Origin of the sequence: Streptomyces sp. P1-3 (assembly GCF_050613155.1) — a bacterium.
Classification (GTDB): Bacteria; Actinomycetota; Actinomycetes; order Streptomycetales; family Streptomycetaceae; genus Streptomyces.
Genome location: NZ_CP192512.1, coordinates 448,365 through 470,109 on the forward strand (window position 1 = coordinate 448,365; position 21,745 = coordinate 470,109).

Annotated in this window: 20 protein-coding genes and 1 pseudogene; 11 read left to right on the plus strand and 10 right to left on the minus strand. The window is 70.3% G+C overall.

Annotated elements, in window-relative coordinates; genetic code table 11:
- The first annotated feature begins 3 nt into the window (after window positions 1–3).
- Window positions 4–504: a GNAT family N-acetyltransferase gene (locus ACQUSR_RS01710; protein WP_431040733.1), complete on the plus strand. Its 501-nt coding sequence runs from the start codon at window positions 4–6 to the stop codon at window positions 502–504.
- Window positions 505–546: 42 nt separating this feature from the next.
- Here the strand turns inward: ACQUSR_RS01710 and ACQUSR_RS01715 are convergent, their stop codons facing one another.
- A complete protein-coding gene (locus ACQUSR_RS01715; protein ID WP_431040734.1) occupies window positions 547–1,101 on the minus strand; it encodes a YbaK/EbsC family protein in 555 nt (184 codons plus the stop codon).
- Window positions 1,102–1,306: 205 nt separating this feature from the next.
- Window positions 1,307–2,089, minus strand: coding sequence for an acyltransferase (locus tag ACQUSR_RS01720; protein ID WP_431040735.1), 783 nt, complete (start codon window positions 2,087–2,089; stop codon window positions 1,307–1,309).
- Between the two features lie 160 nt (window positions 2,090–2,249).
- Between ACQUSR_RS01720 and ACQUSR_RS01725 the strand changes: the two genes are divergently transcribed.
- Complete coding sequence (locus tag ACQUSR_RS01725) at window positions 2,250–2,777, plus strand: gamma carbonic anhydrase family protein (protein WP_431040736.1); 528 nt, start codon at window positions 2,250–2,252, stop codon at window positions 2,775–2,777.
- Window positions 2,778–2,961: 184 nt separating this feature from the next.
- Here ACQUSR_RS01725 and ACQUSR_RS01730 read toward each other — a convergent pair whose 3' ends face one another.
- The 3 genes from ACQUSR_RS01730 to ACQUSR_RS01740 form a co-directional block, all read right to left on the minus strand.
- The gene (locus tag ACQUSR_RS01730; protein WP_431040737.1) at window positions 2,962–3,654 is read right to left on the minus strand and encodes a DedA family protein; all 693 of its coding nucleotides are present in this window, start codon (window positions 3,652–3,654) and stop codon (window positions 2,962–2,964) included.
- Between the two features lie 140 nt (window positions 3,655–3,794).
- Window positions 3,795–6,281: a beta-glucosidase family protein gene (locus ACQUSR_RS01735; protein ID WP_431040738.1), complete on the minus strand. Its 2,487-nt coding sequence runs from the start codon at window positions 6,279–6,281 to the stop codon at window positions 3,795–3,797.
- 206 nt (window positions 6,282–6,487) lie between these two features.
- On the minus strand, window positions 6,488–6,952 hold the full coding sequence (locus ACQUSR_RS01740; protein ID WP_431040739.1) for a DUF4442 domain-containing protein: 465 nt from the start codon (window positions 6,950–6,952) through the stop codon (window positions 6,488–6,490).
- Window positions 6,953–7,034: 82 nt separating this feature from the next.
- On the opposite strand from ACQUSR_RS01740, the gene ACQUSR_RS01745 reads away from it, so the two are divergent.
- Window positions 7,035–8,171: a hypothetical protein gene (locus ACQUSR_RS01745; RefSeq protein ID WP_431040740.1), complete on the plus strand. Its 1,137-nt coding sequence runs from the start codon at window positions 7,035–7,037 to the stop codon at window positions 8,169–8,171.
- A 128-nt stretch (window positions 8,172–8,299) separates the two neighbouring features.
- Window positions 8,300–9,658 (plus strand): MFS transporter, encoded by a 1,359-nt coding sequence (locus ACQUSR_RS01750; protein ID WP_431040741.1) that lies wholly within the window; start codon window positions 8,300–8,302, stop codon window positions 9,656–9,658.
- Window positions 9,659–9,683: 25 nt separating this feature from the next.
- On the opposite strand, the gene ACQUSR_RS01755 is transcribed toward ACQUSR_RS01750, so the two are convergent.
- The 3 genes from ACQUSR_RS01755 to ACQUSR_RS01765 all read right to left on the minus strand — a co-directional run bounded on the left by ACQUSR_RS01755 (window position 9,684) and on the right by ACQUSR_RS01765 (window position 12,196).
- Window positions 9,684–10,529, minus strand: coding sequence for a spermidine synthase (locus ACQUSR_RS01755; protein WP_431040742.1), 846 nt, complete (start codon window positions 10,527–10,529; stop codon window positions 9,684–9,686).
- A gap of 185 nt (window positions 10,530–10,714) precedes the next feature.
- Entirely contained in the window at window positions 10,715–11,902 is a 1,188-nt protein-coding gene (gene tuf / locus ACQUSR_RS01760) for an elongation factor Tu (protein WP_431040743.1), read from the minus strand.
- A 168-nt stretch (window positions 11,903–12,070) separates the two neighbouring features.
- Window positions 12,071–12,196, minus strand: a complete 126-nt coding sequence (locus ACQUSR_RS01765; RefSeq protein WP_431040744.1) for a hypothetical protein — start codon at window positions 12,194–12,196, stop codon at window positions 12,071–12,073.
- A gap of 49 nt (window positions 12,197–12,245) precedes the next feature.
- On the opposite strand from ACQUSR_RS01765, the gene ACQUSR_RS01770 reads away from it, so the two are divergent.
- Window positions 12,246–13,022, plus strand: a complete 777-nt coding sequence (locus tag ACQUSR_RS01770; RefSeq protein WP_431040745.1) for a TVP38/TMEM64 family protein — start codon at window positions 12,246–12,248, stop codon at window positions 13,020–13,022.
- A 92-nt stretch (window positions 13,023–13,114) separates the two neighbouring features.
- Complete coding sequence (locus ACQUSR_RS01775) at window positions 13,115–13,990, plus strand: undecaprenyl-diphosphate phosphatase (protein ID WP_431040746.1); 876 nt, start codon at window positions 13,115–13,117, stop codon at window positions 13,988–13,990.
- A gap of 223 nt (window positions 13,991–14,213) precedes the next feature.
- Here the strand turns inward: ACQUSR_RS01775 and ACQUSR_RS01780 are convergent, their stop codons facing one another.
- Entirely contained in the window at window positions 14,214–14,834 is a 621-nt protein-coding gene (locus tag ACQUSR_RS01780) for a flavin reductase family protein (RefSeq protein WP_431040747.1), read from the minus strand.
- A 122-nt stretch (window positions 14,835–14,956) separates the two neighbouring features.
- Here ACQUSR_RS01780 and ACQUSR_RS01785 point away from each other — a divergent pair, with 122 nt between their 5' ends.
- From ACQUSR_RS01785 to ACQUSR_RS01805, 5 genes and pseudogenes are all read left to right on the plus strand, one after another.
- A complete protein-coding gene (locus ACQUSR_RS01785; protein WP_431040748.1) occupies window positions 14,957–16,615 on the plus strand; it encodes a recombinase family protein in 1,659 nt (552 codons plus the stop codon).
- Window positions 16,616–17,389: 774 nt separating this feature from the next.
- Entirely contained in the window at window positions 17,390–18,394 is a 1,005-nt protein-coding gene (locus ACQUSR_RS01790; RefSeq protein WP_431040749.1) for a DEAD/DEAH box helicase, read from the plus strand.
- Between the two features lie 67 nt (window positions 18,395–18,461).
- Window positions 18,462–18,629: pseudogene (locus ACQUSR_RS01795) on the plus strand (transposase); the annotation flags it as partial.
- 226 nt (window positions 18,630–18,855) lie between these two features.
- Window positions 18,856–19,218, plus strand: a complete 363-nt coding sequence (locus ACQUSR_RS01800; RefSeq protein WP_431040750.1) for a hypothetical protein — start codon at window positions 18,856–18,858, stop codon at window positions 19,216–19,218.
- Entirely contained in the window at window positions 19,215–20,522 is a 1,308-nt protein-coding gene (locus tag ACQUSR_RS01805) for a hypothetical protein (protein ID WP_431040751.1), read from the plus strand. The genes ACQUSR_RS01800 and ACQUSR_RS01805 overlap by 4 nt, the downstream gene beginning before the upstream one ends.
- 252 nt (window positions 20,523–20,774) lie before the next feature.
- On the opposite strand, the gene ACQUSR_RS01810 is transcribed toward ACQUSR_RS01805, so the two are convergent.
- A protein-coding gene (locus ACQUSR_RS01810) for an IS5 family transposase (protein WP_431047321.1) occupies window positions 20,775–21,565 on the minus strand; the annotation gives its coding sequence in 2 pieces (ribosomal slippage) (window positions 20,775–21,248 and window positions 21,251–21,565; 789 coding nt in all).
- Window positions 21,566–21,745 lie beyond the last annotated feature (180 nt).

A 21,745-nucleotide genomic window follows, 5' to 3' on the forward strand; every position in this document is an offset into this window, starting at 1 on the left:
CCCATGATCACGATACGTATCGCAGACCCCGACGACGCCGGGGAGCTGGTCCGCCTGCGCAGGCTGATGTTCGCGGCCATGAGCGGGCGCGACGAACCGGGCCCGTGGGAGGAGACCGCGCGGCGGACGGTGGCGCGGCAACTGGCCCAGGACACGCCTGTGCTGGGCGCGTTCGTGGTGGACGGCGAGGCGGCGGGCGGGGATCGTCACCTCGCCGCCTGCGCGGTGGGCCGGCTGGAGGAGCGGCTGCCCGCGCCCGGCCACCCCACCGGGCGCTTCGGATTCGTCTTCAGCGTGTGCACCGACCCCCGGTACCGGGGCCGGGGGTACGCCCGCGCGACGACCGAGGCGCTGCTGGACTGGTTCGCGGCGCGGGGCGTCACCCGGGTCGATCTGCACGCGACCGCGGACGCCGAGGCGCTGTACCGGGGCCTGGGGTTCGCCGAGCACTCCATCGCGCTGTCGCTGGATCTGTCCCGGGGCCGGGAGCCACGCGGCGGGTGACGGTCACCGCGGCGGTGACCGCCGTCGGTGGCGGCGGCGCCGTCAGACGGCCAGCCCCTCCAGCACGGTGGCGCCGGGGAGTTGGGCCAGTGCCTTGCCCGGCACGATGAGCTTGCCCCGGCGACTGCCGCTGCCGATGAGCGCGTACGGAGCGTCGGCGACGGCGGCGTCCACCAGCAGCGGCCAGTCGGCGGGCAGGCCGATCGGGGTGATGCCGCCGAACTCCATGCCGGTCGCGCCGACGGCGGTGTCCATGGGCGCGAACGAGGCCTTGCGCGCCCCGAGATGACGGCGGACCACGCCGTTGACATCCGCGCGGGTGTGCGCGAGGACCAGGCATGCGGCGAGGGTCACCTCCCCGCCGCGCTTGCCCGCGACGACGACGCAGTTGGCGGACTGCTCCAGCAGCCACGAGCCGTAGTTCTCCACGAGGACCGCCGTGTCCGCCTTCTCGGGTTCGGTGTCCACGTAGTGCAACTGGTCCACCGGCACCGGCCCGGTCCAGGCGCGCAGCGCGGCGGCGACCGGCTCGGTCAGCAGATCCAGGCACTCGATCGCGGGCCGGACGTCGTCGAAGGCATCCATCGGGGTCCTCATGAGCGCCAAGGTAACAGCAGCTCCGGGGCCGCCGCGGCGCGGTCTCAGCGGGCGGGCGGAGCATTGCGGTCATGACCGTCTCGTCAGCTCGGCGCTTCGGACTCGACGGCCCCGGCACCGCGGAACGGTGCCGCCGGCGACCGCGGGCTAGGCGGTGTCCGTGCGCTATGCGATGTCCGTGGACTGGCTAGGCGGTGTCCGCGAACTAGGCGGTGTCCGTGGCCGCCCGCGGCCGGGGCTCCGCGTCGGCCGCCGCGTCCTCAAGGGCTGCCACGGCCAGTAGCTCCTCGGCGGTCATGCCCGCCGGTACGGGCACCGGCGGCGGGGTGCGCAGCGGCGGCTGCCAGCCCGTCCGCGGGTCCCAGCGCCGTACGACCTTGGCGGGTGCGCCCGCGACCACGGCGTGGTCGGGCACCTCGCCCCTCACGACGGCGCCCGCCGCGACGACCACGTTCCGCCCGAGCCGTGCGCCGGGCAGGACGACGGCGCCGGCGCCGAGCCAGCTGCCCGCGCCGATCGTCACCGGCGCGCTGCGCGGCCACTGCTTGCCGACGGGCTGGTCGGGGTCGTCGTAGCTGTGGTTGTCGCTGGTGATGTAGACGTACGGGCCGCAGAACACCTCGCGTTCGATCACGACCGGCCGGGAGGCCACCACGTGGCTGCCGCGCCCGAGGACCACGCCGTCCGCCAGCCGCAGCACCGGATCGGGGCCGAGGTCGACGCCGGGCATCATCCCGGCGGTGAGGGTGACCTGCTCGGCTATGACGCAGTGCTCACCGAGCTCGATCCACTCCTCGCCGAACACCGTGCCCAGCGGGAACGCCAGCCGCGTACCGGTGCCGATACGGCGGAAGCGGTACGGGCCGGGGCGCTGGGCGGTCACCGCGCCCGCCTCGCGCATCCACCGCCAGCCGCGGTGCACCGCGCGCGAGACGGCCCGGCGCCGGGCGGCGGCCAGTGACGAGAACACGTTCCGGTTTTTCGGCACCCGTCCACCGTATCGGCACCGCACGGCGGCTTCGGCGCCGGACCCGGTGCTGTGATCTTGCCCGCACCCGTGCGCGACGGCCGCGCCGGTCGCCTACGGTGCCCGTAGGCGCGACGTGAGTGGGCTGCGGCCTTGAGAGATCCGAGGAGCGAGCGTGGCGATGAGTGCGTTGATCGCGGGTGTGGGCGGCCAGGAGCCGAAGATCGATCCGGGGGCGTTCACGGCGCCGACGTCGGTGGTCCTCGGCGACGTCACGCTGGCCGCGGGCGCGAGCGTGTGGTACCACGCCGTGCTGCGCGCGGACTGCGGCCCGATCGTGCTCGGGGCCGACAGCAACATCCAGGACAACTGCACCGTGCACGTGGACCCCGGCTTCCCGGTCAGCGTCGGCGCACGGGTGACCGTCGGGCACAACGCCGTCCTGCACGGCTGCACGGTCGAGGACGACGTGCTCGTCGGCATGGGCGCGACGATCCTCAACGGCGCCCGGATCGGGGCGGGCTCGCTGGTGGCGGCTCACGCGCTGGTCCCGCAGGGGATGCGGGTCCCGCCCGGCTCACTGGTCGCCGGGGTGCCCGCCAAGGTCAGGCGGGAGCTCACCGCCGAGGAGCTCGAGCACATCAAGCTCAACGCGGCGATGTACCTCGGGCTGGCCGAGGCGCACCGCGAGGTAACGCCCGGCGCCTGAGTCCGCGGCGGTCCGGACCGGACCGCCGCCGGGCGGCTTCGGGTCGGGCCGCCGGGGCTCGGGACCCCATCCAGCCGCGCATGCGCCCGCCGAAACGGCGATCACCCGGACCAGCCGAGGCCGGTCCGGGTGATCGCTGTGTGTAGGGCGCGGGCGCAGGTCTCGGTCGCGCCCGGCTCGGCGGTCAGTCCCGCGCGGACACCGACGCCGGGGCGCTCTCCGCGGCGGGTTCCGGCGCGGACCGCGCCTCGGCCTCCGCCGCCTCGCGGGCCGCGGCGGCCTTCTTCGCGCGCATCTTCATCATGACCAGCGAGCCGAGGCCGAAGAGCAGCGCCGCGACCAGGCCCAGCCAGGAGAACTTCTTGAGGTAGTCCTCGGCGACCTTGCCGACGGAGTAGATGACCGCGACGGTGCCGCCCGCCCAGATGATGCCGCCGAGGACGTTGGCGATGGCGAACTTCCAGTAGGGCATCCGCAGGACACCGGCGAGCGGCCCCGCGAAGATCCGCAGCAGGGCGATGAAGCGGCCGAAGAAGACGGCCCACATGCCCCACTTCTGGAACGACCGCTCGGCGGTCGCCACATGGTCTGCGCTGAAGTGCTTGGGGAACTTGCGCCCCAGCCAGTTCAGCAGCGGCTGCCCGCCCTTGCGCCCGATCATGTAGCCGATCGAGTCGCCGATGACCGCGCCCGCGATGGCGCAGGCCCCGAGGATGTACGGGTTGATGTGGTCCTGTGAGGACGCCATCAGCGTCGCGGTGACCAGAACGATCTCGCCTGGCAGCGGGATGCCCAGGCTCTCCAGCCCGATCACCACCCCCACGATCGCGTACACGCTGACCGCCGGTACGGTCTCCAGCCACTGTTCGATATGCAACGCCGTGTCCTCCCCGTGTGACTGTCTGGAGCCCCCGATGTGCGCCCAGATCCGGGCGCACACCCGGGGAAGACTACTGGATCGACCCGGCGGTTCCCCTCGTCAGCGGTGCGTCTGCGCACCAGAGGGACATCGGTACATCACCGTGACATCGGCACGTCGACGGAGCCGCGCAGCCGCAGGTCGCGGGAGGAGGAACCGACCTCGACGGTACGGCGGCCGGTGCCCGCCACCCAGTCGTGCCGGGCGGTGTCCCACGAGGACAGGGTCCGGCGGGTGATGCGCACCTGGAGGGTACGGGCCTCCCCGGGGCGCAGCTCGACGCGCCGGTAGCCGGCGAGGATCCGCACCGGCTGGGGCAGCCGGATCCCGGGCGCCGGGCCGAGGTAGACCTGGGCGACCTCGGCTCCGGTCCGCTGTCCGATGTTGCGGACGGTGAAGGTCGCCTCCACGTCGCCGCCGCGGGCCAGCAGCCGGAGCCCGCCGTAGGCGAACGTCGTGTACGACAGGCCGTGCCCGAAGGGGAACAGCGGCGCCCTGCGGTGCGCGTCGTACCAGCGGTAGCCGAGGAAGACGCCCTCGGAGTACTCCTCGCGGCCGAGGACGCCGGGGTAGCGGAGCGTGTCCCCGGCGACCGGGTGGCGGGTGTCGGAGACCGGGAAGGACTGGGTGAGCTTGCCGCCGGGGTTGGCGTCGCCGAAGAGCAGCGCGGTGGTGGCGGCCGCGCCTTCCTGCCCCGGGTAGTACATCTGCAGGACGGCGCCGGTGCGGGCGAGCCAGGGCATGGCGGTGCAGGAGGAGGTGTTGAGGACCACGGTGGTGCGCGGGTTGGCGGCGGTGACCGCCGTGATCAGCTCCTCCTGGTGGCCGGGGAGGGCGAGGGTGGTGCGGTCCTGGCCCTCGGTGGCGTCCTCGTACGCGAACAGGACGACGCTGCGGGCGGCGCGGGCGGCGCGGGCCGCCTCAGCGACGTCGGCGGCGCGGGTGGCGGCGGTGGTCCGGCGCAGCCGGAAGGTCTGCCCGGCGTCGCCGCCCCGGGCGGTGATCCGCAGCCGGTGCGGGCCCGCGGGGAGCCGGTCGCGGGTGTGGCGGCGCACGGCGAGGCCGTCCGGGGCGGTGCCGGCCAGGCCGCCGGTGAAGTACTCGCCGAGCCCGGGGATCGGCGGGAAGAGTTCGGCGCCGTCGAGGGTGACGGTGGGACGCCGGCCGGAGTAGTGCAGGACGAAGGTCCACTCCTCGGCTTCGCCGGCCGTGAGGGTGCCGTCGTAGTTCCAGGTCTGGCCGGCGGGCACCCGCTGCTCCTCCAGGTCGACGGCGGGACTGAGCGCGGCGGCGGGGACGGGCTTGCCGTACAGGTCCTCGCCGAGGGCGTAGGTGACGCGGGCGCCGCGTCCGGCGCGGGCCCGGATGGTGTCCAGCGGGCTGTCGGCCCGGTCGGGGACGACATGGGCGCTGCCGCCGCCGCTGACGAAGGGGACGCTGCCGGTGGGGCCGATGACGGCGATGTGGCGGGCGGCGGGGCCGGTGAGCGGGAGGGTGGCGCGCTCGTTGCGGAGCAGGACGCCGCCCGCGAGGGCGACCCTCAGCGCGGTGCGGGCACCGGCGGCGGGGTCGCGCTCGGGCCGGGGCGGCGCGCTGCCGTCGAGCAGGCCGAAGCGGTCCAGGACGGTCAGCACGCGGCCCACGGCGCGGTCGACGTGGGCGAGGGGTACGAGCCCGGTGACGACGGCCGTCTTGAGCGCGGCGCCGAAGTAGGTGTCGTTCGGCATCTCCATGTCGAGACCGGCGGCCAGGGCGGGGCCGGTGCTGTGGGCGGCGTGCCAGTCGGTCATCACCCAGCCGGTGAAGCCCCACCGGTCGCGCAGGATGTCGGTCAGCAGGGCCCGGTTCTCGCAGGCGTAGGTGCCGTTGACCTTGTTGTAGGCGCCCATGACGGCACCGGCCCCGGCCCGTACGGCGGCCTCGAAGCCGCGCAGCTCGGTCTCGTGCAGGGTGCGTTCGTCGATCCGGACGTCGATCGACATCCGTTCGTGTTCCTGGTTGTTCACGGCGTAGTGCTTGACGGTGGCGATCAGGCCCTCGGCCTGGATGCCCTGGATCTCGGCGGCCACCAGGTCGGCGGCGAGCAGCGGGTCCTCGGCGAAGGTCTCGAAGTTCCGTCCGGCGTACGGGGTGCGGATGAGGTTGACCATCGGGGACAGCAGGACGTCCTGGCCCAGGGCCCGGCCCTCGTGTCCGATGGTGCGGCCGTAGGCGCGGGCGAGCTCGGGGTCGAAGGCGGAGGCGAGGAGGACGGGGGCGGGCAGCGCGGTGGCGTGGCGGGTGACCCGTACGCCGGCGGGCCCGTCGGCGAGCCGAAGCGGGGGGATGCCGAGCCTGGGGACGCCGGGGAGGTATCCGGCCTGGCCGAGCTTGGCGGGGTCGGCGGCGCCGTGCAGCAGGGAGATCTTCTCGTCGAGTGTCAGCCGCCGCAGCAGGGACGCGATGTCCGCGGCGCGGGCGGGGGCGGTCAGTGGGCGGCGGGCTGGGGCCGCCGCGGCCACCGGGGAGGCACCGGTGGCCGCGGCGACGGAGATCGCCCCGCCCAGGAGTCGGATCGCGGACCTTCGGGTCACTGCTTCGGGCATGGGCCGTCACTCCCTATGTCTCCTGCGAGGTGGGGAAGAGGTGCGGAAGAGGTGCGGAACCGCGCGATGTCGCGCTGTGTCCAGTGTTGGCCTACGAACGGTGACGGCAAGGGCCGACGCGCCGCGAATTCGCGGCGGTGGCGGACATGCCGCTGCCCGCGGCACGGGCGGTGCGGCGGGCAGCGGCGGGTGGGGCTGGTGAGGTGTCAGCTGTTCGGGCGCAGCGTCCAGACGATGGTCATCTCGCCGGTGACGGCGCCGTCCTCGCGGGTGATGGAGATGTTCACGGGGAACTCGGGGCGCTCTCCGGCGTCGAGTGCGGCGACCACCTCGGCGACCGGCCGGCCGATCTGGGCGGTGGCGGTGACCGGCCCCTTGGCGAGCTTCTTGTAGCCGATCTCGGCCTTGACGGCGAGCGGGACGGCGCGGGAGAGCTGATCGCCGAAGGCGGCGAGGACGATGGCGCCACTCGCGGACTCGGCAAGGGTGAACATCGCGCCCGCGTGCGGGCCGGCGACGTGGTTGTGGAAGTCCGGCTGGTCGGGCAGACGCAGTACGGCGCGCTCGGTCGAGGTCTCCAGGAATTCCAGGTTCAGGGTGCGGACCATGGGCACCGTGGCGGCGAGCATCTCGCCGATCGACGTCTGGGTCTGGGGCTGAGTCTGTGACATACCGGAAAGTTACCAGCGGGTAGCCAGTGTGGGGAAGGCCGGGCATGGCAGCGCCACGCCGGCCCCTTTAGGGTTACCTGCCATGTGGCCAGGACAGCAGCCGCCCGGGGGCGAGCAGAACCCGCAGCAGCCGAACCCGTACCAGCAGCCCGGGTATCAGCAGCCGGGGTACCCGGAGTCCGGGTACCAGCAGCTCGGACAGCAGCAGCCGAACCCGTACCAGCAGCCCGGCGGCCCCTACCAGCAGCAGCCGGGCCACCAGCCGAACCCGTATCAGCAGCCGGCCGGCCAGAACCCCTACCAGCAGCCCGGACAGCAGCCGTACGACCAGCCGCGGGCGGACTGGAAGGCCCCGGCCGGCCCGCCCGGCTCCCCCGAGCCTCCCCGGAACGGCGGCAAGCGCACCGCCACCATCGCCATCGTGACCGCGGCCGCCGTCATCGCGGCGGCGGTGGTGACCGGTGTCCTGGTGCTGGGCAAGGACGACGACGGCAAGGGCGAGGCCAAGGGCGCCGCGCGGCCCTCCGCCCCGTCGTCCGCCTCCGACCGGCCGGAACCGGGCGAGGACACCGGCGGCTCGGACGCGGACGGGGACGGGGACAACGGCCAGACCGGCGCCGACGGCGAGGTCAAGGCGGTCCTCCCCGGCTGGGATGTCGTGGTGAACCGCAAGCGGCACAACGCCTTCGACGTGCCCGCCGACTGGAAGGTCAAGGGCCCGTCGTGGTCGACCGGCTTCGCGGACGACAACGGCAAGCCCCTGGTGAGCATGTCCTCCCCCGCGTATTTCAAGGACAAGTGGTGCACCGTCGAGAAGGACGGCTCCAAGTCCACCAGTTCCCTGGCGGGCGTGGGCACCAAGGGCGCGCAGGGGGCGAAGAACGAGGCCGAGGCCGCCCGGGTCGAGGCCGGCAACTGGGCGCTGGCCGGGTTCGACCAGGACCAGAAGGGCGATCTCAAGGTCACGGCGCCCAAGCCGTTCCGGAGCGCCCACGGCATCACGGGCTATGTCTCCTCGGCCACGGTCACCGGCGTGCCGAAGAAGAACAAGTGCGACAGCGACGGCAAGGCCTACGCCGTCGCCTACACCGACATCAACGGGGACTACGCGGTCTGGGTGCTGTACGCCGCCAAGAACGTCGCGGACGAGCTGCCGGACGCGGTCGTCGAGAAGATCATGAGCACGTTGCGCCCGCTGAAGCCCGCCACCACGTCCTGACCGCCCCGGCCCCCTTCACCACCGGCCCCTCCCTTCACCACCGGCTCCTCTCTTCACCACCGGCTCCCCTTCGGCCCGGGGGTGAAATCCGGTTGGCAGCGGGCCCCGCCCGCGGGGATAGTCCGCTGGTGACACTCCCCCATAGCGCTTCGCGCACGGGCGGTACCCCCGGCCGCCCCAACCGCCGCCCGCGCCGCCCCGCGTGGGCGGGCCGCAACTACACCCTGCTGACCGCCGCCGCCGTGGTGACCGGCCTCGGCAGCTCCGGGGCCCTGGTCGCCGCGGCGTTCGCGGTGCTGGAGGCGGGCGGGGACGGCGGCGACGTCGGGCTGGTCGCGGCGGCGCGTACCGCACCGCTGGTGGTTTTCCTGCTGATCGGCGGCGCGATAGCGGACCGGGTGCCGCGGCACCGGGTGATGGTCGCGGCCAACGCCCTCAACTGCCTCTCCCAGGCCGCCTTCGCGGTGTTGGTGCTGACCGGCGCGGCCGAGCTGTGGCAGATGGCCGCGCTCTCCGCACTCGGCGGCACCGCGCAGGCGTTCTTCTCCCCCGCCGCCGAAGGCATGCTGCTGTCCAGCGTGACGGGTGAGCAGGCGGGCCGGGCCTTCGCCTGGTTCCGGATGGGCACGCAGAGCGCGAACATCGGCGGCGCGGCCCTGGGCGGCGCGCTCATCGCGGCGTTCGGCGCGGGCTGGGTACTGGCCGTCGACGCCGCCGCGTTCGCGTTCGCCGCCGCGCTGCGGGCCTTTCTCGACGTCAGCCACGTGCCGCGGCGCGAGCCGGGCGGCGGCATGCTGCGGGATCTGCGCGACGGCTGGCGGGAGTTCGCCGGGCGGCCCTGGCTGTGGGGCATCGTGGTGCAGTTCTCCGTGGTCAACGCGGTGGTGGGGGCCGCCGATTCGGTGTACGGGCCGCTGGTCGCCGAGGAGCGGCTGGGCGGCGCGCGGTCGTGGGGCCTGGTGCTGGCAGCGTTCGGCGCGGGCACGGTCCTCGGCGGGCTGGTGATGACGCGGTGGCGGCCGCGTCGTCTGCTGCTGGTCGGCACGCTGTGCGTCTTCCCGCTCGCCCTGCCCTCCGCGGCCCTCGCCGTCCCGCTGCCGCTGCCGGCGCTGGCCGCGGTGATGCTGGTCAGCGGCGCGGCGATCGAGGCGTTCGGCGTCTCCTGGATGACCGCGCTGCACCAGGAGATCCCGGAGGAGAAGCTGTCACGGGTCTCGGCCTACGACTGGTTCGGTTCGCTGTCCCTGCTGCCGCTGGCCACCGCGCTCGCGGGCCCCGCGGAGTCCGCGTTCGGGCGGACGGCCGCGCTGTGGGGCTGCTCGGTGCTCATCGTGGCGCTGACCGCGGCGGTGCTGACCGTGCCGGACGTACGGCGGCTGACGCGCCGTCAGCCGCCGTCGGCCGCAAAGGGCGGAGCCCGGGGCGGGGAAACGTCCGCAGACGGAACGGACGCGGACGGCACCGCCGCCCCGGCGGCCGCCCGCTGATCCGCCGCGGGGGCGGACGGCCGGGTCAGCCGATGCTGAAGGCCCCGCCCGGCGGCTGCGGCGAGGGCACGGCGTCCGCGTCCCACACGGGGACGGCTCCCGCCGTGAAGCGGTCCACCGCCGGACCGTACTCGACGCGGGCCGGGAAGGCGTCGGCGGCGGCGCGGCGGGCCAGGGCGCCGACCGGCAGTTCCGTCTGGGAGGCCAGCAGGACGGCGTTGCCGAAGCGGCGGCCGCGCAGCACCGCGGGCTCGGCGATCAGGCACAGGTGCGCGAAGGCCGTGGCGAAGGTGGCGACCTGGGAGCGGAGGAAGGCGAACGGGGCGCCGTCGGCGAGGTTCGCCGCGTACCGGCCGCCGGGGCGCAGCGCGCGGGCGGCCGCCCGCGCGTACTCCACGGAGGTCAGGTGCGCGGGCACCCGCGAACCGGTGAAGACATCGGCGACCACCACGTCGGCGGCGGCCGGCGGCGCGGCCTCCAGCACGGTGCGGGCGTCGGCCCGGCACAGGTCGATCCGGGCCCCCGGCGGCAGCGGCAGCACCTCGGTGACGAGGTCCAGCAGGCCGCCGTCGGCCTCGACGACACGCTGCCGGGAGCCGGGGCGGGTGGCCGCGACGTAGCGGGGCAGGGTCAGCGCGCCGCCCCCGAGATGCAGGACGTCGAGCGGGGCGCCGGGGGCCGCGGCCGTGTCGAGGACGTGGGCGAGCCGTCGCGCGTACTCGAACTCGAGGTGGGCGGGGTCGTCCAGGTCGACGTACGACTGGGGGGCGCCGTCCACGGTGAGCAGCCAGGCCCGCGCGCGGTCCACGTCGGGCATCAGCTTGGCGGTGCCGCCGTCCACGGCGCGACTGACGGGTATGGGCTCGTCCACCCCCACATTGTGCCGCGTACGGCGCCCCAGGTGCCGCCACTGGGGCGCCGTACGCGAGCTACACGCGGGCCACGCGCTGGCGCTACGCGGGCCACACGCAGGCTCGACGCGGGCCATACACGGGCCACACGCCGACGCTACGCGGGCCGTACGCGGGCGCTACGCGGGCCCTGCCCAGACCCCGGTCAGTCCGCGACAGCGGTGACGGTGCCGGCGCCGACCGTGCGCCCGCCCTCGCGGATCGCGAACCCGAGCCCCGCCTCCAGCGGTACGTCGCGGCCCAGTTCGACGCGCATCTCCACCGTCTCGCCGGGGCGTGCCACGCCGGCGGCGCCCAGGTCCACGTCCCCCACCACGTCGGCCGTCCGCAGATAGAACTGCGGCCGGTAGCCGGTGGTGAGCGGCGTACGGCGGCCGCCTTCCGCTGTGGACAGCACGTAGACCCGCGCGGTGAAGCGCCGCCGGGGCGTGACGCTGCCCGGCGCCGCGACGACCTGCCCGCGGCGCACCGCGTCGCGGGGCACGCCGCGCAGCAGCAGCGCGACGTTGTCCCCGGCCTGGGCGTACTCCATCGGTTTGCCGAAGGTCTCCACGCCGGTGACGACGGTGATGGCGCCCTCCGCGTCCGTGCCGCCGAGGAGTTCGACGCGGTCGCCGATGCGGATCGTGCCGCGCTCGACGGCTCCGGTGACCACGGTTCCGCGGCCGGTGATGGTGAGGGTGTTCTCCACCGCCAGCAGGAACGGCGCGTCGGTGTAGCGCACGGGCGTCGGCACGAACGTGTCGACGGCGTCGAGCAGCGCCTCCACCGCGCCGGTCCAGCGCGGGTCGCCGTCCAGCGCGCGCAGTCCGGAGACCCGTACCACGGGGGTGGTGTCGCCGGGGTAGCCGTGCGCGGTCAGCAGGTCGCGGACCTCCAGTTCGACGAGGTCGGTGAGGTCCGGGTCGCCCGCGTCCGCCTTGTTGAGCGCCACGACGATGTGGTCGACCCCGACCTGGCGGGCGAGCAGCACGTGCTCGGCGGTCTGCGGCATGACGCCGTCGAGCGCGGAGACGACCAGGATCGCCCCGTCGAGTTGGGCGGCGCCGGTGACCATGTTCTTGATGTAGTCGGCGTGGCCGGGCATGTCGACGTGCGCGTAGTGCCGGGTGTCCGTCTCGTACTCGACGTGCGCGATGTTGATGGTGATGCCGCGCGCGGCCTCCTCCGGCGCCCGGTCGATGCGGTCGAACGGGACATAGGTGCCGCCGGTGCCGCGGTCGCTGAGGACCTTGGTGATGGCGGCGGTCAGGGTGGTCTTGCCGTGGTCGACATGGCCCATGGTGCCGATGTTGAGGTGCGGCTTGGTGCGGACATAGACCTGCTTCGACATGGGCTTTCCGTTCCTTCCTCGGAACAGGGTGAGGGGAGTCCCCGGGAACAGGGTTGGGAATCCCCGGGAACAAGAATGGGAATCTCCGGGAACAGGGATGGGCATCGCGGACCCCGAGGGCCTGACCGACCCTCCCCTGGCGGGGTCCGTCGGAAGATCCGAGGAGGGTCAGCTTCGGGCGCCGTCGAGGCAGGCGGCCACCGAGACGAGGGGGCGGTGGACGGCAGCCTTCGGCGCGTCCGCGAGCGCGGACGTCGGCTTCGGGAAGGCGTACCGGAACATGTCGCTGATCATGGCCCCACGGGCTGGGGGGCGTCGACTGGTTTTCGGATACGCTCCTTCGATGCCCCATGCCGCCGTTCCGCCCCCGCGACCGGCCACGCGCTGCGCCCGTGTGCTGCTGTCCCCGTGGTCGCGACTGGCTCTGCTGCTCGTCCTGCTGGCCGGTGCGGCGACCGCGGTGCTGGTCTGGGAGCCGCAGCGGCTGATGGCCGACGGCTGGCCCGACCGGCTGTCCGGCTCCGGCGCCGTGGTGGTGTTCGCACTCGCATACGGGGTGTGTACGGCGGCGCTGGTTCCGAGGCCGCTGCTGAACCTGGCGGCGGGGGCGCTGTTCGGCACCCAGGCGGGGCTGCCCGGCGCGGTGGTGGGCACCGTGCTCGGCGCCGGAATCGCCTTCGGGCTGGGCAGACTGCTGGGACAGGACGCGTTGCGGCCGCTGCTGCGCGGCCGCTGGCTGACGGCGGCCGATCGCCAGCTGTCGCGGCACGGCTTCCGCTCGATGCTCGCGCTGCGCCTCTTCCCCGGCGTGCCGTTCGCGGCCGCGAACTACTGTGCCGCGGTGTCCCGGATGGGCTGGCTGCCGTTCCTGCTGGCCACAGCGCTGGGCAGTGTGCCGAACACCGCCGCGTACGTGGTGGCGGGCAGCCGGGCGGCGACCCCCACCTCACCGGTCTTCATGGCGGCCATGGCCTTCATCGCACTGACCGGGCTGAGCGCGGTGGCCGTCGCCTGGCGCCGACGGGGGCGGCTGCGCCAGTCCGCCCAGGCGGCGGTGAACGGGGACCTTGTGCGAAGCGCCGGGCCCGGGGACGCTACGCTGCCCCCGGCCGCCCAGTGACCTTAAGTCGCCTTGGCCTCCCACCCGGAACCCCGCCTGACCTGCACATTCATGGGTCAGCGCATGATCAAACCTTGGATAGCGTAGACGCAATGTCATGGTTCGAATCACTCATCCTCGGACTCGTCCAGGGGTTGACCGAGTTCCTGCCGATCTCCTCCAGCGCGCATCTGCGGCTGACCGCGGCCTTCGCGGGCTGGCACGATCCGGGTGCGGCGTTCACCGCCATCACGCAGATCGGCACCGAGGCAGCGGTGATCATCTACTTCCGCAAGGACATCGGACGCATCATCTCGGCGTGGTTCCGGTCGCTGACGGACAAGCGCATGCGGTCCGACCACGACGCGCAGATGGGCTGGCTGGTGATCGTCGGCTCGATCCCGATCGGTGTGCTGGGCCTGACCTTCAAGGACCAGATCGAGGGACCGTTCCGCGATCTGCGGCTGACGGCCACCACGCTGATCGTCATGGGCATCGTGCTGGGTGCGGCGGACCGGCTGGCGGCGCGTGACGAGAACGGCGGGCGGCACCGCGCGGTCAAGCAGCGCAAGACGCTGAAGGAACTGAGCGTCAAGGACGGTCTGGTCTACGGCCTGTGCCAGGCGATGGCGCTGGTGCCCGGCGTCTCCCGGTCGGGTGCGACGATCAGCGGCGGTCTGCTGATGGGCTATACGCGCGAGGCGGCCGCCCGCTACTCGTTCCTGCTCGCGATCCCCGCGGTACTGGCCTCCGGAACGTTCGAGCTGAAGGACGCCGCGGAGAGCGGGCACGTCTCCTGGGGGCCCACGATATTCGCGACGGTCATCGCGTTCTTCGTTGGCTACGCCGTGATCGCGTGGTTCATGAAGTTCATCTCGACGAAGAGCTTCATGCCGTTCGTGTACTACCGGATCCTGCTCGGCGTGGTGATCTTCGCACTGGTCGGCACGGACGCGCTGAGCCCGCACGCGGGCGAGTCCGGCGACTGACAGGACCGATACATACGGCCGACGCGAAGCCCCGCCCGGGACGACCCGGGCGGGGCTTCGTGCGCGGGGGGGGGGGGCGGCGGGCCGACCCGGGATGCTGCCCGTATGCACGCCGCGTGACGCGACTGGTTTCAGCCCCTGTCGCACCCACGAGCGAGCCCCCACCCGACTTCGAGCAGGGGCGCCACCACCGTAACCGGACGACTATAGAGCGCGATGTGACTCAGTCTTCGCCGCGGCGGCCCGGCCAGTCCGCATACCGGATACGGCCCAGCTCCGAGACCTCCCCCAGCGTCGCCCACTCGTCGCGGCCCAAGCGGCTGAGCGGACGCAGCCGCGTGACCTCCGGATGCCCGTCGTCGACGGCCTGCTCGGCCACCGCCGCGTGCACGACCCGTCCGAACACCACGGTGGAGTCGCCCAGCCGCAGCGTGCTGTGCAGCTCGCACTCCAGAGCCACCGGTGAGGCCGCCACCCGCGGCGCCTTGACCCGCAGACTCGGCTCGCGCGCGATCCCCACCGCGTCGAACTCGCTGACACCGTGCGGGAAGTCCACCGCGGTCTCGTTGATCTGCTCGAAGAGGTGCTCCGGCGCGAAGTTGACCACGAACTCGCCGGTGTCCTCGATGTTCCGCAGCGAGTCCTTGCGTCCCACGGAGGTGAACTGAACGATCGGCGGCGCCACGGCGGAGATGGTGAAGAAGGAGTGCGGGGCGAGGTTGGGAACAGAGCTGTCTCGTCCGACCGTGGAGATCCACGCGATCGGGCGGGGGACAACCACCGCAGTCAGGAGCTTGTAGAAGGAGTTCCGGTCCATGGCCGCGGGATCAAAGTCGATGCGCATGGCAGCCAGTATCCACATCGAAACGGCGCAGGCTAACAGCGGATCGACGGCCCGGCCCAACCCTGATGTTCGACAGAAGGTGCCCGGTATCGGTAGCCATCGAGTACCGGAGCAGCATCCCCATGTCGACACTCCCCACCTGGGACGACTTCCAGATCCCCCCGCAGGCCCGGCGCGGTCGGGTCACCCTCAACCTGTACGACCAGCTCTCGGCCTACCTCCCTCGGCGCCCCGGCGCCTACCTGCGCATCTCCTCCGACCGCTTCGGCCTGGAGGCCGGCGTCGACCGGCAGCTCGAAGACGCGGAAGACACCCGCGCTCGATTGCAGTGGGGCCCGTTCGCGAAGGTCTACCGGGAGAACGACACCTCGGCCTTCAAGAAGAAGAAGGTGGTCAAGAGCGACGGCTCCATCGACTGGATGGTGATCCGCCCGCAGTTCCGCCAACTCCTGGCCGACCTCGACAGCGGTGTCATCGACGGCGTGATCTTCTACGACCTGGACCGCCTCGTGCGCCAGCCCAGGGACCTCGAAGACCTGATCGACATCGTCGAGTACGTCCAGCGGCCCGTGGTCGGCGCCACCGGCGGCCGGATGAACCTGATCAACGACAGCGACCGGCACATGGCGCGCATGATGTGCGTGATGGCGCTGAAGTCCTCCGAGGACACTTCGCGCCGCGTCGCACGCATGCACCTAGCCACAGCCCAGGAAGGCAAGATCCAGGGCCGCATCGCCTACGGCTGGATCCGCAAGGGAACGGACAAGGGCAAGCTCCTCCCCCACGAGGCCGACCTCGTCGCCCACATCTTCGATGAGTGCCTGTCCGGCGAGACCGCCTACAGCATCGCCACGAAGCTCAACAAAGACGGCGTGTGCCCACCGGCGGCGAGGCAGTGGTCCTCGACCATGATCAACAAGATGCTCCGCAACCCACGCTACGCAGGCATGGTCTCCTACTCCGGCAAGCACCGCGTGGACGCGTCGAAGGAGTGGGACGGCTGGTCCCTCGTCCTCTTCGACGACGACGGCCACCCCCTACTGGGCTGCTGGGACCCCATCGTCACCCCGAAGGCCTGGTCCCAGGTCCAGTTCGAACTCCAGCTCCGCCGCCAGAAGCGCGGCATCCCCGAGGGCAAGAGCCGCAACCCCATCGTCGTGAAATACCTGCTCTCCGGGATCCTCAAGTGCGGGAGGGGCCTGGTCGGCGCCCAGTTCGGGAGGAAGAACGGTAAAAAGGTGCCCGGCTACCGCTGCCCACCATCAGCTCACGGGGGCTGCGCCGGCACCTATATCGCGGCGAAAGCGACCGAGCAGGCCATCAGCGAAGGCATGAACGCCTTCCTCACCCAGCTCCTCGCCTGCCCTGCAGAGGACCCGCCGGGCGATCCGGACAAACTGCGAACCATGCGCGCCGACCTCGACCGCGAGTCCGCCCGGAAGCAAGACCTCATGCACCGTTGGACGGACGGCACGCTCCAGGAAGTGGGGCTCACCGAGGACGACTACTTCCACATGCTCGCCGGGACGAACCGGAAGATCTCCGGACTGCGTGACGCGATCACGGCCACGGAAGGCGGCTCGGCTCCCAGGGTCTCGAAGGAGGATCTGTTGAGGGGCTGGCACGAGGGCTCGCTACGGCAGCGCCGCTCCGTGCTGAAGCGATACCTGCACGGCATCGAGGTCACGCCTCCGGTCGAGGCGAACGAGTTCAACCGCAGCGCTCTCGTCAAGGCCCGCCTCCGCCCGAAGTGGAAGACTCAGGAAGAGCTCGCAGCATAGCTATAGGCCCCCACGCCGCGACGTGGGGGCCTACGTCATTTCCTCATGTGCTCCAGAATGCGCCGCAACCTCGTCACCTCAATACCGTCCGGCTGCGGCGCACCCGCAAGAAACTCCGCCACCCATGATCCAACATTCAGCCTTTCAGTGCGGGCAGCCTCGAGGCCATGAACGTTTTCATGGATCGAGCTTCCCGCTCGAAGCAGAATTTGCTCAGGCCGCCACTTGCAGGTAGAGAAGCCGAGCTTCGCGAAACCATCCGGGCTGCGCTCTCCCCACACGAGAGCGGATCCATGCGGAGCCCGAAGCAGGTTGTGCACCTACCCATCGCCCACGGAGACAGCGCAGGCATGAAGGTCAAGTACAAGGAGACGGCGCGGGGCGGACTCGCGGTCAACGTCATCGAGTGCTGAGGAAAGAGGGCCTGACCTGCGGTTTCGATCCTTTCAGAGCTGTCAGGCCCTTCCCTGCCTACTCGGCGAAAAGTCCCTGAAAAGTCCCTGGGACAGAGCTGAAAGTCCCTGAAAAGTCCCTGGGAAATCGCTGACCATACGAGCCCTCGCCCGGTGCCCCTCCGAGGTGGGCCTCGCCCCGTCTTGCCATGCGCGAGGCGGGGCGAATCTCGCCCTGCCTGAATACAACTTCCAGTGACGGCCGATGACAGACAGCCACAGGGTGCCGCTTGGGCGCCAGGGGTTACTTTGGGTGAGGAGGGTGCCTGGGAGGCTGCGTACGCCGGTAGCTGCAGGGCAGGCACCGAGGAGGAGCTGCAGCGTGGCTGATCCAGTGAACTTTGAGGCGCGGCTGGCGGGGTTCCGATCGGCACGCTATGCGAGTCTGCGGCCGTCACAGGCCCGTGTGCTCGAAGGCTACGTCCGCAACATCGACAAAGATGATGTGGCTGTTGAGCTGCCAACTGGCTTCGGCAAAACACTGGTCGCACTACTCATCGCCGACTTTGCCCTGGAGCGTGGCCAAAGAGTCGCCTACCTGACCGGCACAAACCAACTCGCCGAGCAAGTGCTAGCCCAGGCTGGGGGCCTGCCTGGACTGGAGGCCGTGAAGTTCTCTTCGATGAACTACCCGCCCGCGGACCTTGCGGCCTACCACGACGCCAGGGTTCTCGGCGTCATGAACTACTGGACGTACTTCAACACCAGCCCCAAGGTCGAGCCTGCCGACGTTCTCGTTTTCGATGACGCTCACATGGCCGAACAGCCACTCGCAGGTCTCTTCGCTATCCGCATCGACCGTCGAACTCAGCGGGAACTGTACGAGCGGCTATGCGACCTTGTACTCGCTCACACTGGGCTCTACCCGTCCATCTCACTCATGCGTGAGGGCCTTGCCGACTCCGCTGTTCCCCCAGAGCTGATCGCGTTCCCCCATTGGGCAGCCATCTCCGACCGTGCCGCGCATCTCCTCTCCTCTGGCCTACCGCCGAACGACGCCAAATTCCTGTGGCTCCGCGTACGCCCAAATCTGCACGCATGCGGGGTCCTCATCGGCCCCTCTGCAGTCGAGATCCGGCCATACAACCCCCCGACCCAGACACTGCCTGGTTACCGGCACTCCAAACAACGGCTTTATCTTTCGGCGACGCTCGGCACGATGGATGACCTACAACGCCGACTTGGCATTGCGCCGGTCGTTAACGTCCTCGACGAGCCGGTAGCGGAGGACCACGTTGGCCGACGGCTGTTTCTTCTCGCCCCGGGCGAGTCCGCTGATCAGGGGCTGGGCTTCGCGCTAAGAGCTCGTAACACGATCTTGCTGTGACGTCCTGGTCGGCCGTGACCGGTGTGAGGATTCGGCCGTTCGTGATGGTGTGAGTACTCGGCCGTGGATCGTGGACGACGACTTGTGGGCGCTGATCGAACCGCTGCTGCCGCCCTGGCCAGAGCGGTCGCCGGGGCCGAGGCCGGTGTTGGACCGTCTCTGCCTGCAGGGCATCCTGTTCGTCCTCTACAACGACATAGCCTGGCAACTCCTGCCCTCGGAGCTGGGGTTCGGCCTGGTGCTGAGGGGTGGGCAAGTGGTGCTACCTCCGAGAGTGGGGGTGGCGTGAAGAGGTCAAGTTGGGTAGGGAGTTCATACGTCCGCAGTGCTGCCTGCGCCGCTACACTGCTGCCCTGCCTGCGAGATGAGGGGGAACCTTGCTGACGGAAGCACTCACAGCTCTTGCGGCGACTGGGGGCACAGCAGTGGTCCAGGCTGCGGGCACTGACGCTTGGGCGACCATGCGTGCACGTCTCGCGGCAGTGCTGGGCAGAGGAGAGCCGCAGCGCGAGCGTGCCGAACTTGAGCGACTTGACCAGACCGCAACGGAACTAGCGGCAACACCTGTTGACCACGCGGAGATCGTCAGCGCGGTGCAGATGGGGATGTGGCGGGCACGCTTCGAACAGTTGCTGGAGGCCGCAGACGAGCGTGATCGTGCGAGTCTGGTACGGGAACTGGAATCTGTAATCTCGGACGCTGTGCCCGCCGCGTCTCAAGGGGATCGTGTCTGGCATGGAAGCGTGAAGCAGGATGCAAAGGCATCCGGCCACGCACGGGTGTTCCAGATCGGACAGGGCGATTTGAATGTCACGGAATCATGACGAACTTCGAAGTGCCGCCCCGGCGTGAAAACAGCGTTGAGGCGCAGGCATCCGCGAGCGACCACGCCCGCATCTATCAAGTGGCTCAGGGTGACATGTATGTCGGATATCCTGCTGAGCGTTCAGATGCACAAAAAATCGCCTCGCTGCCCATCAAGGCGGCGGTGGAAGCTCTCCTTGAAATGCCGCGAGAGAAGACTATTGCGATGCTTGCTGAAATGGATGCCGCTTCGGCGTCGCGTCGTCTTGCCGAGTTGCCTAATGCTGTATGCGTCGACTTCCTGCTCTCTGTTGATGAGCAGTTGGCTTATCAGCGCCTTGCGTCGATGGGAAACTCTCGCGTCCTAGAGTTGCTGGAAGATATGCCCGTCCCTGTGGCGCGAACGTTCATCTCCGGAATGCCATTCGAGCAGTCTATCGAGTTGATTGCCCGTCCAGACCCGGACGGGCGCCACACTGTCGACATCCCAACGCTGATCAAGTTTGCTCCACGTCTTCCTACACCTGCCCTGGCGGCTTTCGTCACCGCAGGTGTCACGCCGGAGGCGTGTGCCCAAGCGTTGCAGACACTGGAGTTTGCCGATGCCATTGTCACGTGGCTCTCGGTGAGCGACGCCGGCAAGCGGAACGCCCTACTGCCTTTCATGCCGAATGAATGGCTTCGGGGTCTTGCGGAGCAATTCCTCCGCAGGGACGGTCTCGACTTCCATACATTGGCACAGACCTTGAGTGTGCCGACGCCGCAGGCCGGTCAGGTCTTCGGGGCGTTGGGCTACAGGCGCACTGCAGAAGTCATCATGACCTTCGAAGACCCGCATAACGCTTTTGTGATCTTCGGTCACGAATCCCAAATTGCTCTGCTTGATGCGATGGGTTCGGCGGAAGCTGCCACTCTCATACAGGGCTTCCCTCAGGAAGACTTCGTGATGTGGGTGCGAGGTGCGTTTGCTCGGTCAGTGCCTCACGGGGGCAAGGAATGGATCAACTTCGCTCGGCGTGTCGGTGGTATTCTCGCTAATATGCCAGGCGATACGGAATTCATTTTCGCTCGCCTGACTCAACCCGAAGCGTACCAAGTCTGGGAAGGGCGTTGGGCCGCCGGTGTAGCAAGCCAGATCGCCAGCCTTCCTCCTGCCGAGATTATGCACCACCTGAAAGGGCTGAATCCCGAGCGGATGCCTGCAGTCGTGTGGCATCTACCCGATGAGCCTTTGCGTGTGATGCAACAGGGCATGACAAACTCTGAGATCTACTGGCTTCGTCAAAATATGTCTGTAGAGCAAATGAACAGAATCTTCCACTGAAGGCGAGCTAGAAACGCCGAGTTCGCCGCGCGAGCCTGCGCGGGTCCATCCCCCCATCGTCCTCATCGTCGGACGGGGTGAGGCCGCCCCCCAAGTGAGGGCGGGGCGGCAGGTGCGATGAGTGCATGAAGGGCCTTCGCGTCGGTCTCCAGCTCCTCGGGAGTCGAGCCGCGCAGACGCCCGGCCAGCTCCTCCGGAAGGTCGTACTTGCGGGCCACGGACGCGACGACGAGCGAGTGCTCTAGAACACGATCACGGGTTGTGCTTCTTGAGGCGTCTCCAGCAGATGAGGCCGCAGGCCAGGGAGACGAAGGCGTCGTGTAGTTCGGTACGGCGTTCCCAGCGCACGGCGAGGTGCTTGAACTGGTGGAGCAGAGCGAAGGTCTGCTCGACGACGTAGCGGAGTTTGCCCAGGCACTGGATGTTCGGGACACCCTTGCGGGAGATGACTGGCAGGATCCGGCGCTTGCGTAGCTCGCGGCGGTTGGGGTTGGAGTCGTAGCCCTTATCACCGAGCAGGGCTTCGGGACGCCTGCGGGGACGGCCAGGCCGTCCGGCGACGGGCGGGATGCCATCGACCAGGGCGAGGGCCCGGGTGACGTCGTTGATGTTGGCCGCGGTGGTGATGACCTTGAACGGGGTGCCGCGTCCGTCGCAGATCAGGTGATGCTTGCTGCCCGTCTTCCGCCGGTCGACCGGCGACGGACCGGTGTCGGCGCCCCCTTTTTCGCGCGGATGTGAGAGCCGTCCACGCATGCCCTCGACCAGTCCAGCTCGCCGGCCGCGTTCAGCTCGGCAAGCAGGATCCGGTGCAGCTGGTCGAAGACCCCGGCCTTCTGCCAGCGATCCAGGCGCCGCCAGCAGGTCTGCCCTGAGCCGAACCCGAGCTCCAGAGGCAGCAGTTGCCAGGCGATGCCGTTGTGCAGCACGTACAAGATGCCCTGGAGACACAGCCGGTCCGGCACCGGCCGAGGCCCCGGAGACCGCTCGGGCCAGGGCGGCAGAAGCGGCTCGATCAGGGCCCACAAGTCGTCGTCCACGATCCACGGCCGGGTAGTCACACCATCCCGAACGGCCGAATCGTCACGCCGGTCACGGCCGACCAGGGCCGTTCAACAAGATCGTGTTACGAGCTCTAAGCGGATAACCCAGCGTTACCGATCACAGAGGTTGAGCCAGAACCCGAGAAATGACGTCAGTTCATGGGATGGCCCGCCAGCCAT

Coding starts and splice junctions, on each gene's coding strand:
- ACQUSR_RS01710 (WP_431040733.1), top strand. CDS start 4: ATGATCACGATACGTATCGCAGACCCCGACGACGCCGGGGAGCTGGTC.
- ACQUSR_RS01715 (WP_431040734.1), bottom strand. CDS start 1,101: ATGAGGACCCCGATGGATGCCTTCGACGACGTCCGGCCCGCGATCGAG.
- ACQUSR_RS01725 (WP_431040736.1), top strand. CDS start 2,250: ATGAGTGCGTTGATCGCGGGTGTGGGCGGCCAGGAGCCGAAGATCGAT.
- ACQUSR_RS01735 (WP_431040738.1), bottom strand. CDS start 6,281: ATGCCCGAAGCAGTGACCCGAAGGTCCGCGATCCGACTCCTGGGCGGG.
- ACQUSR_RS01740 (WP_431040739.1), bottom strand. CDS start 6,952: ATGTCACAGACTCAGCCCCAGACCCAGACGTCGATCGGCGAGATGCTC.
- ACQUSR_RS01745 (WP_431040740.1), top strand. CDS start 7,035: ATGTGGCCAGGACAGCAGCCGCCCGGGGGCGAGCAGAACCCGCAGCAG.
- tuf (WP_431040743.1), bottom strand. CDS start 11,902: ATGTCGAAGCAGGTCTATGTCCGCACCAAGCCGCACCTCAACATCGGC.
- ACQUSR_RS01765 (WP_431040744.1), bottom strand. CDS start 12,196: ATGATCAGCGACATGTTCCGGTACGCCTTCCCGAAGCCGACGTCCGCG.
- ACQUSR_RS01770 (WP_431040745.1), top strand. CDS start 12,246: ATGCCCCATGCCGCCGTTCCGCCCCCGCGACCGGCCACGCGCTGCGCC.
- ACQUSR_RS01775 (WP_431040746.1), top strand. CDS start 13,115: ATGTCATGGTTCGAATCACTCATCCTCGGACTCGTCCAGGGGTTGACC.
- ACQUSR_RS01780 (WP_431040747.1), bottom strand. CDS start 14,834: ATGCGCATCGACTTTGATCCCGCGGCCATGGACCGGAACTCCTTCTAC.
- ACQUSR_RS01785 (WP_431040748.1), top strand. CDS start 14,957: ATGTCGACACTCCCCACCTGGGACGACTTCCAGATCCCCCCGCAGGCC.
- ACQUSR_RS01800 (WP_431040750.1), top strand. CDS start 18,856: ATGCGTGCACGTCTCGCGGCAGTGCTGGGCAGAGGAGAGCCGCAGCGC.
- ACQUSR_RS01805 (WP_431040751.1), top strand. CDS start 19,215: ATGACGAACTTCGAAGTGCCGCCCCGGCGTGAAAACAGCGTTGAGGCG.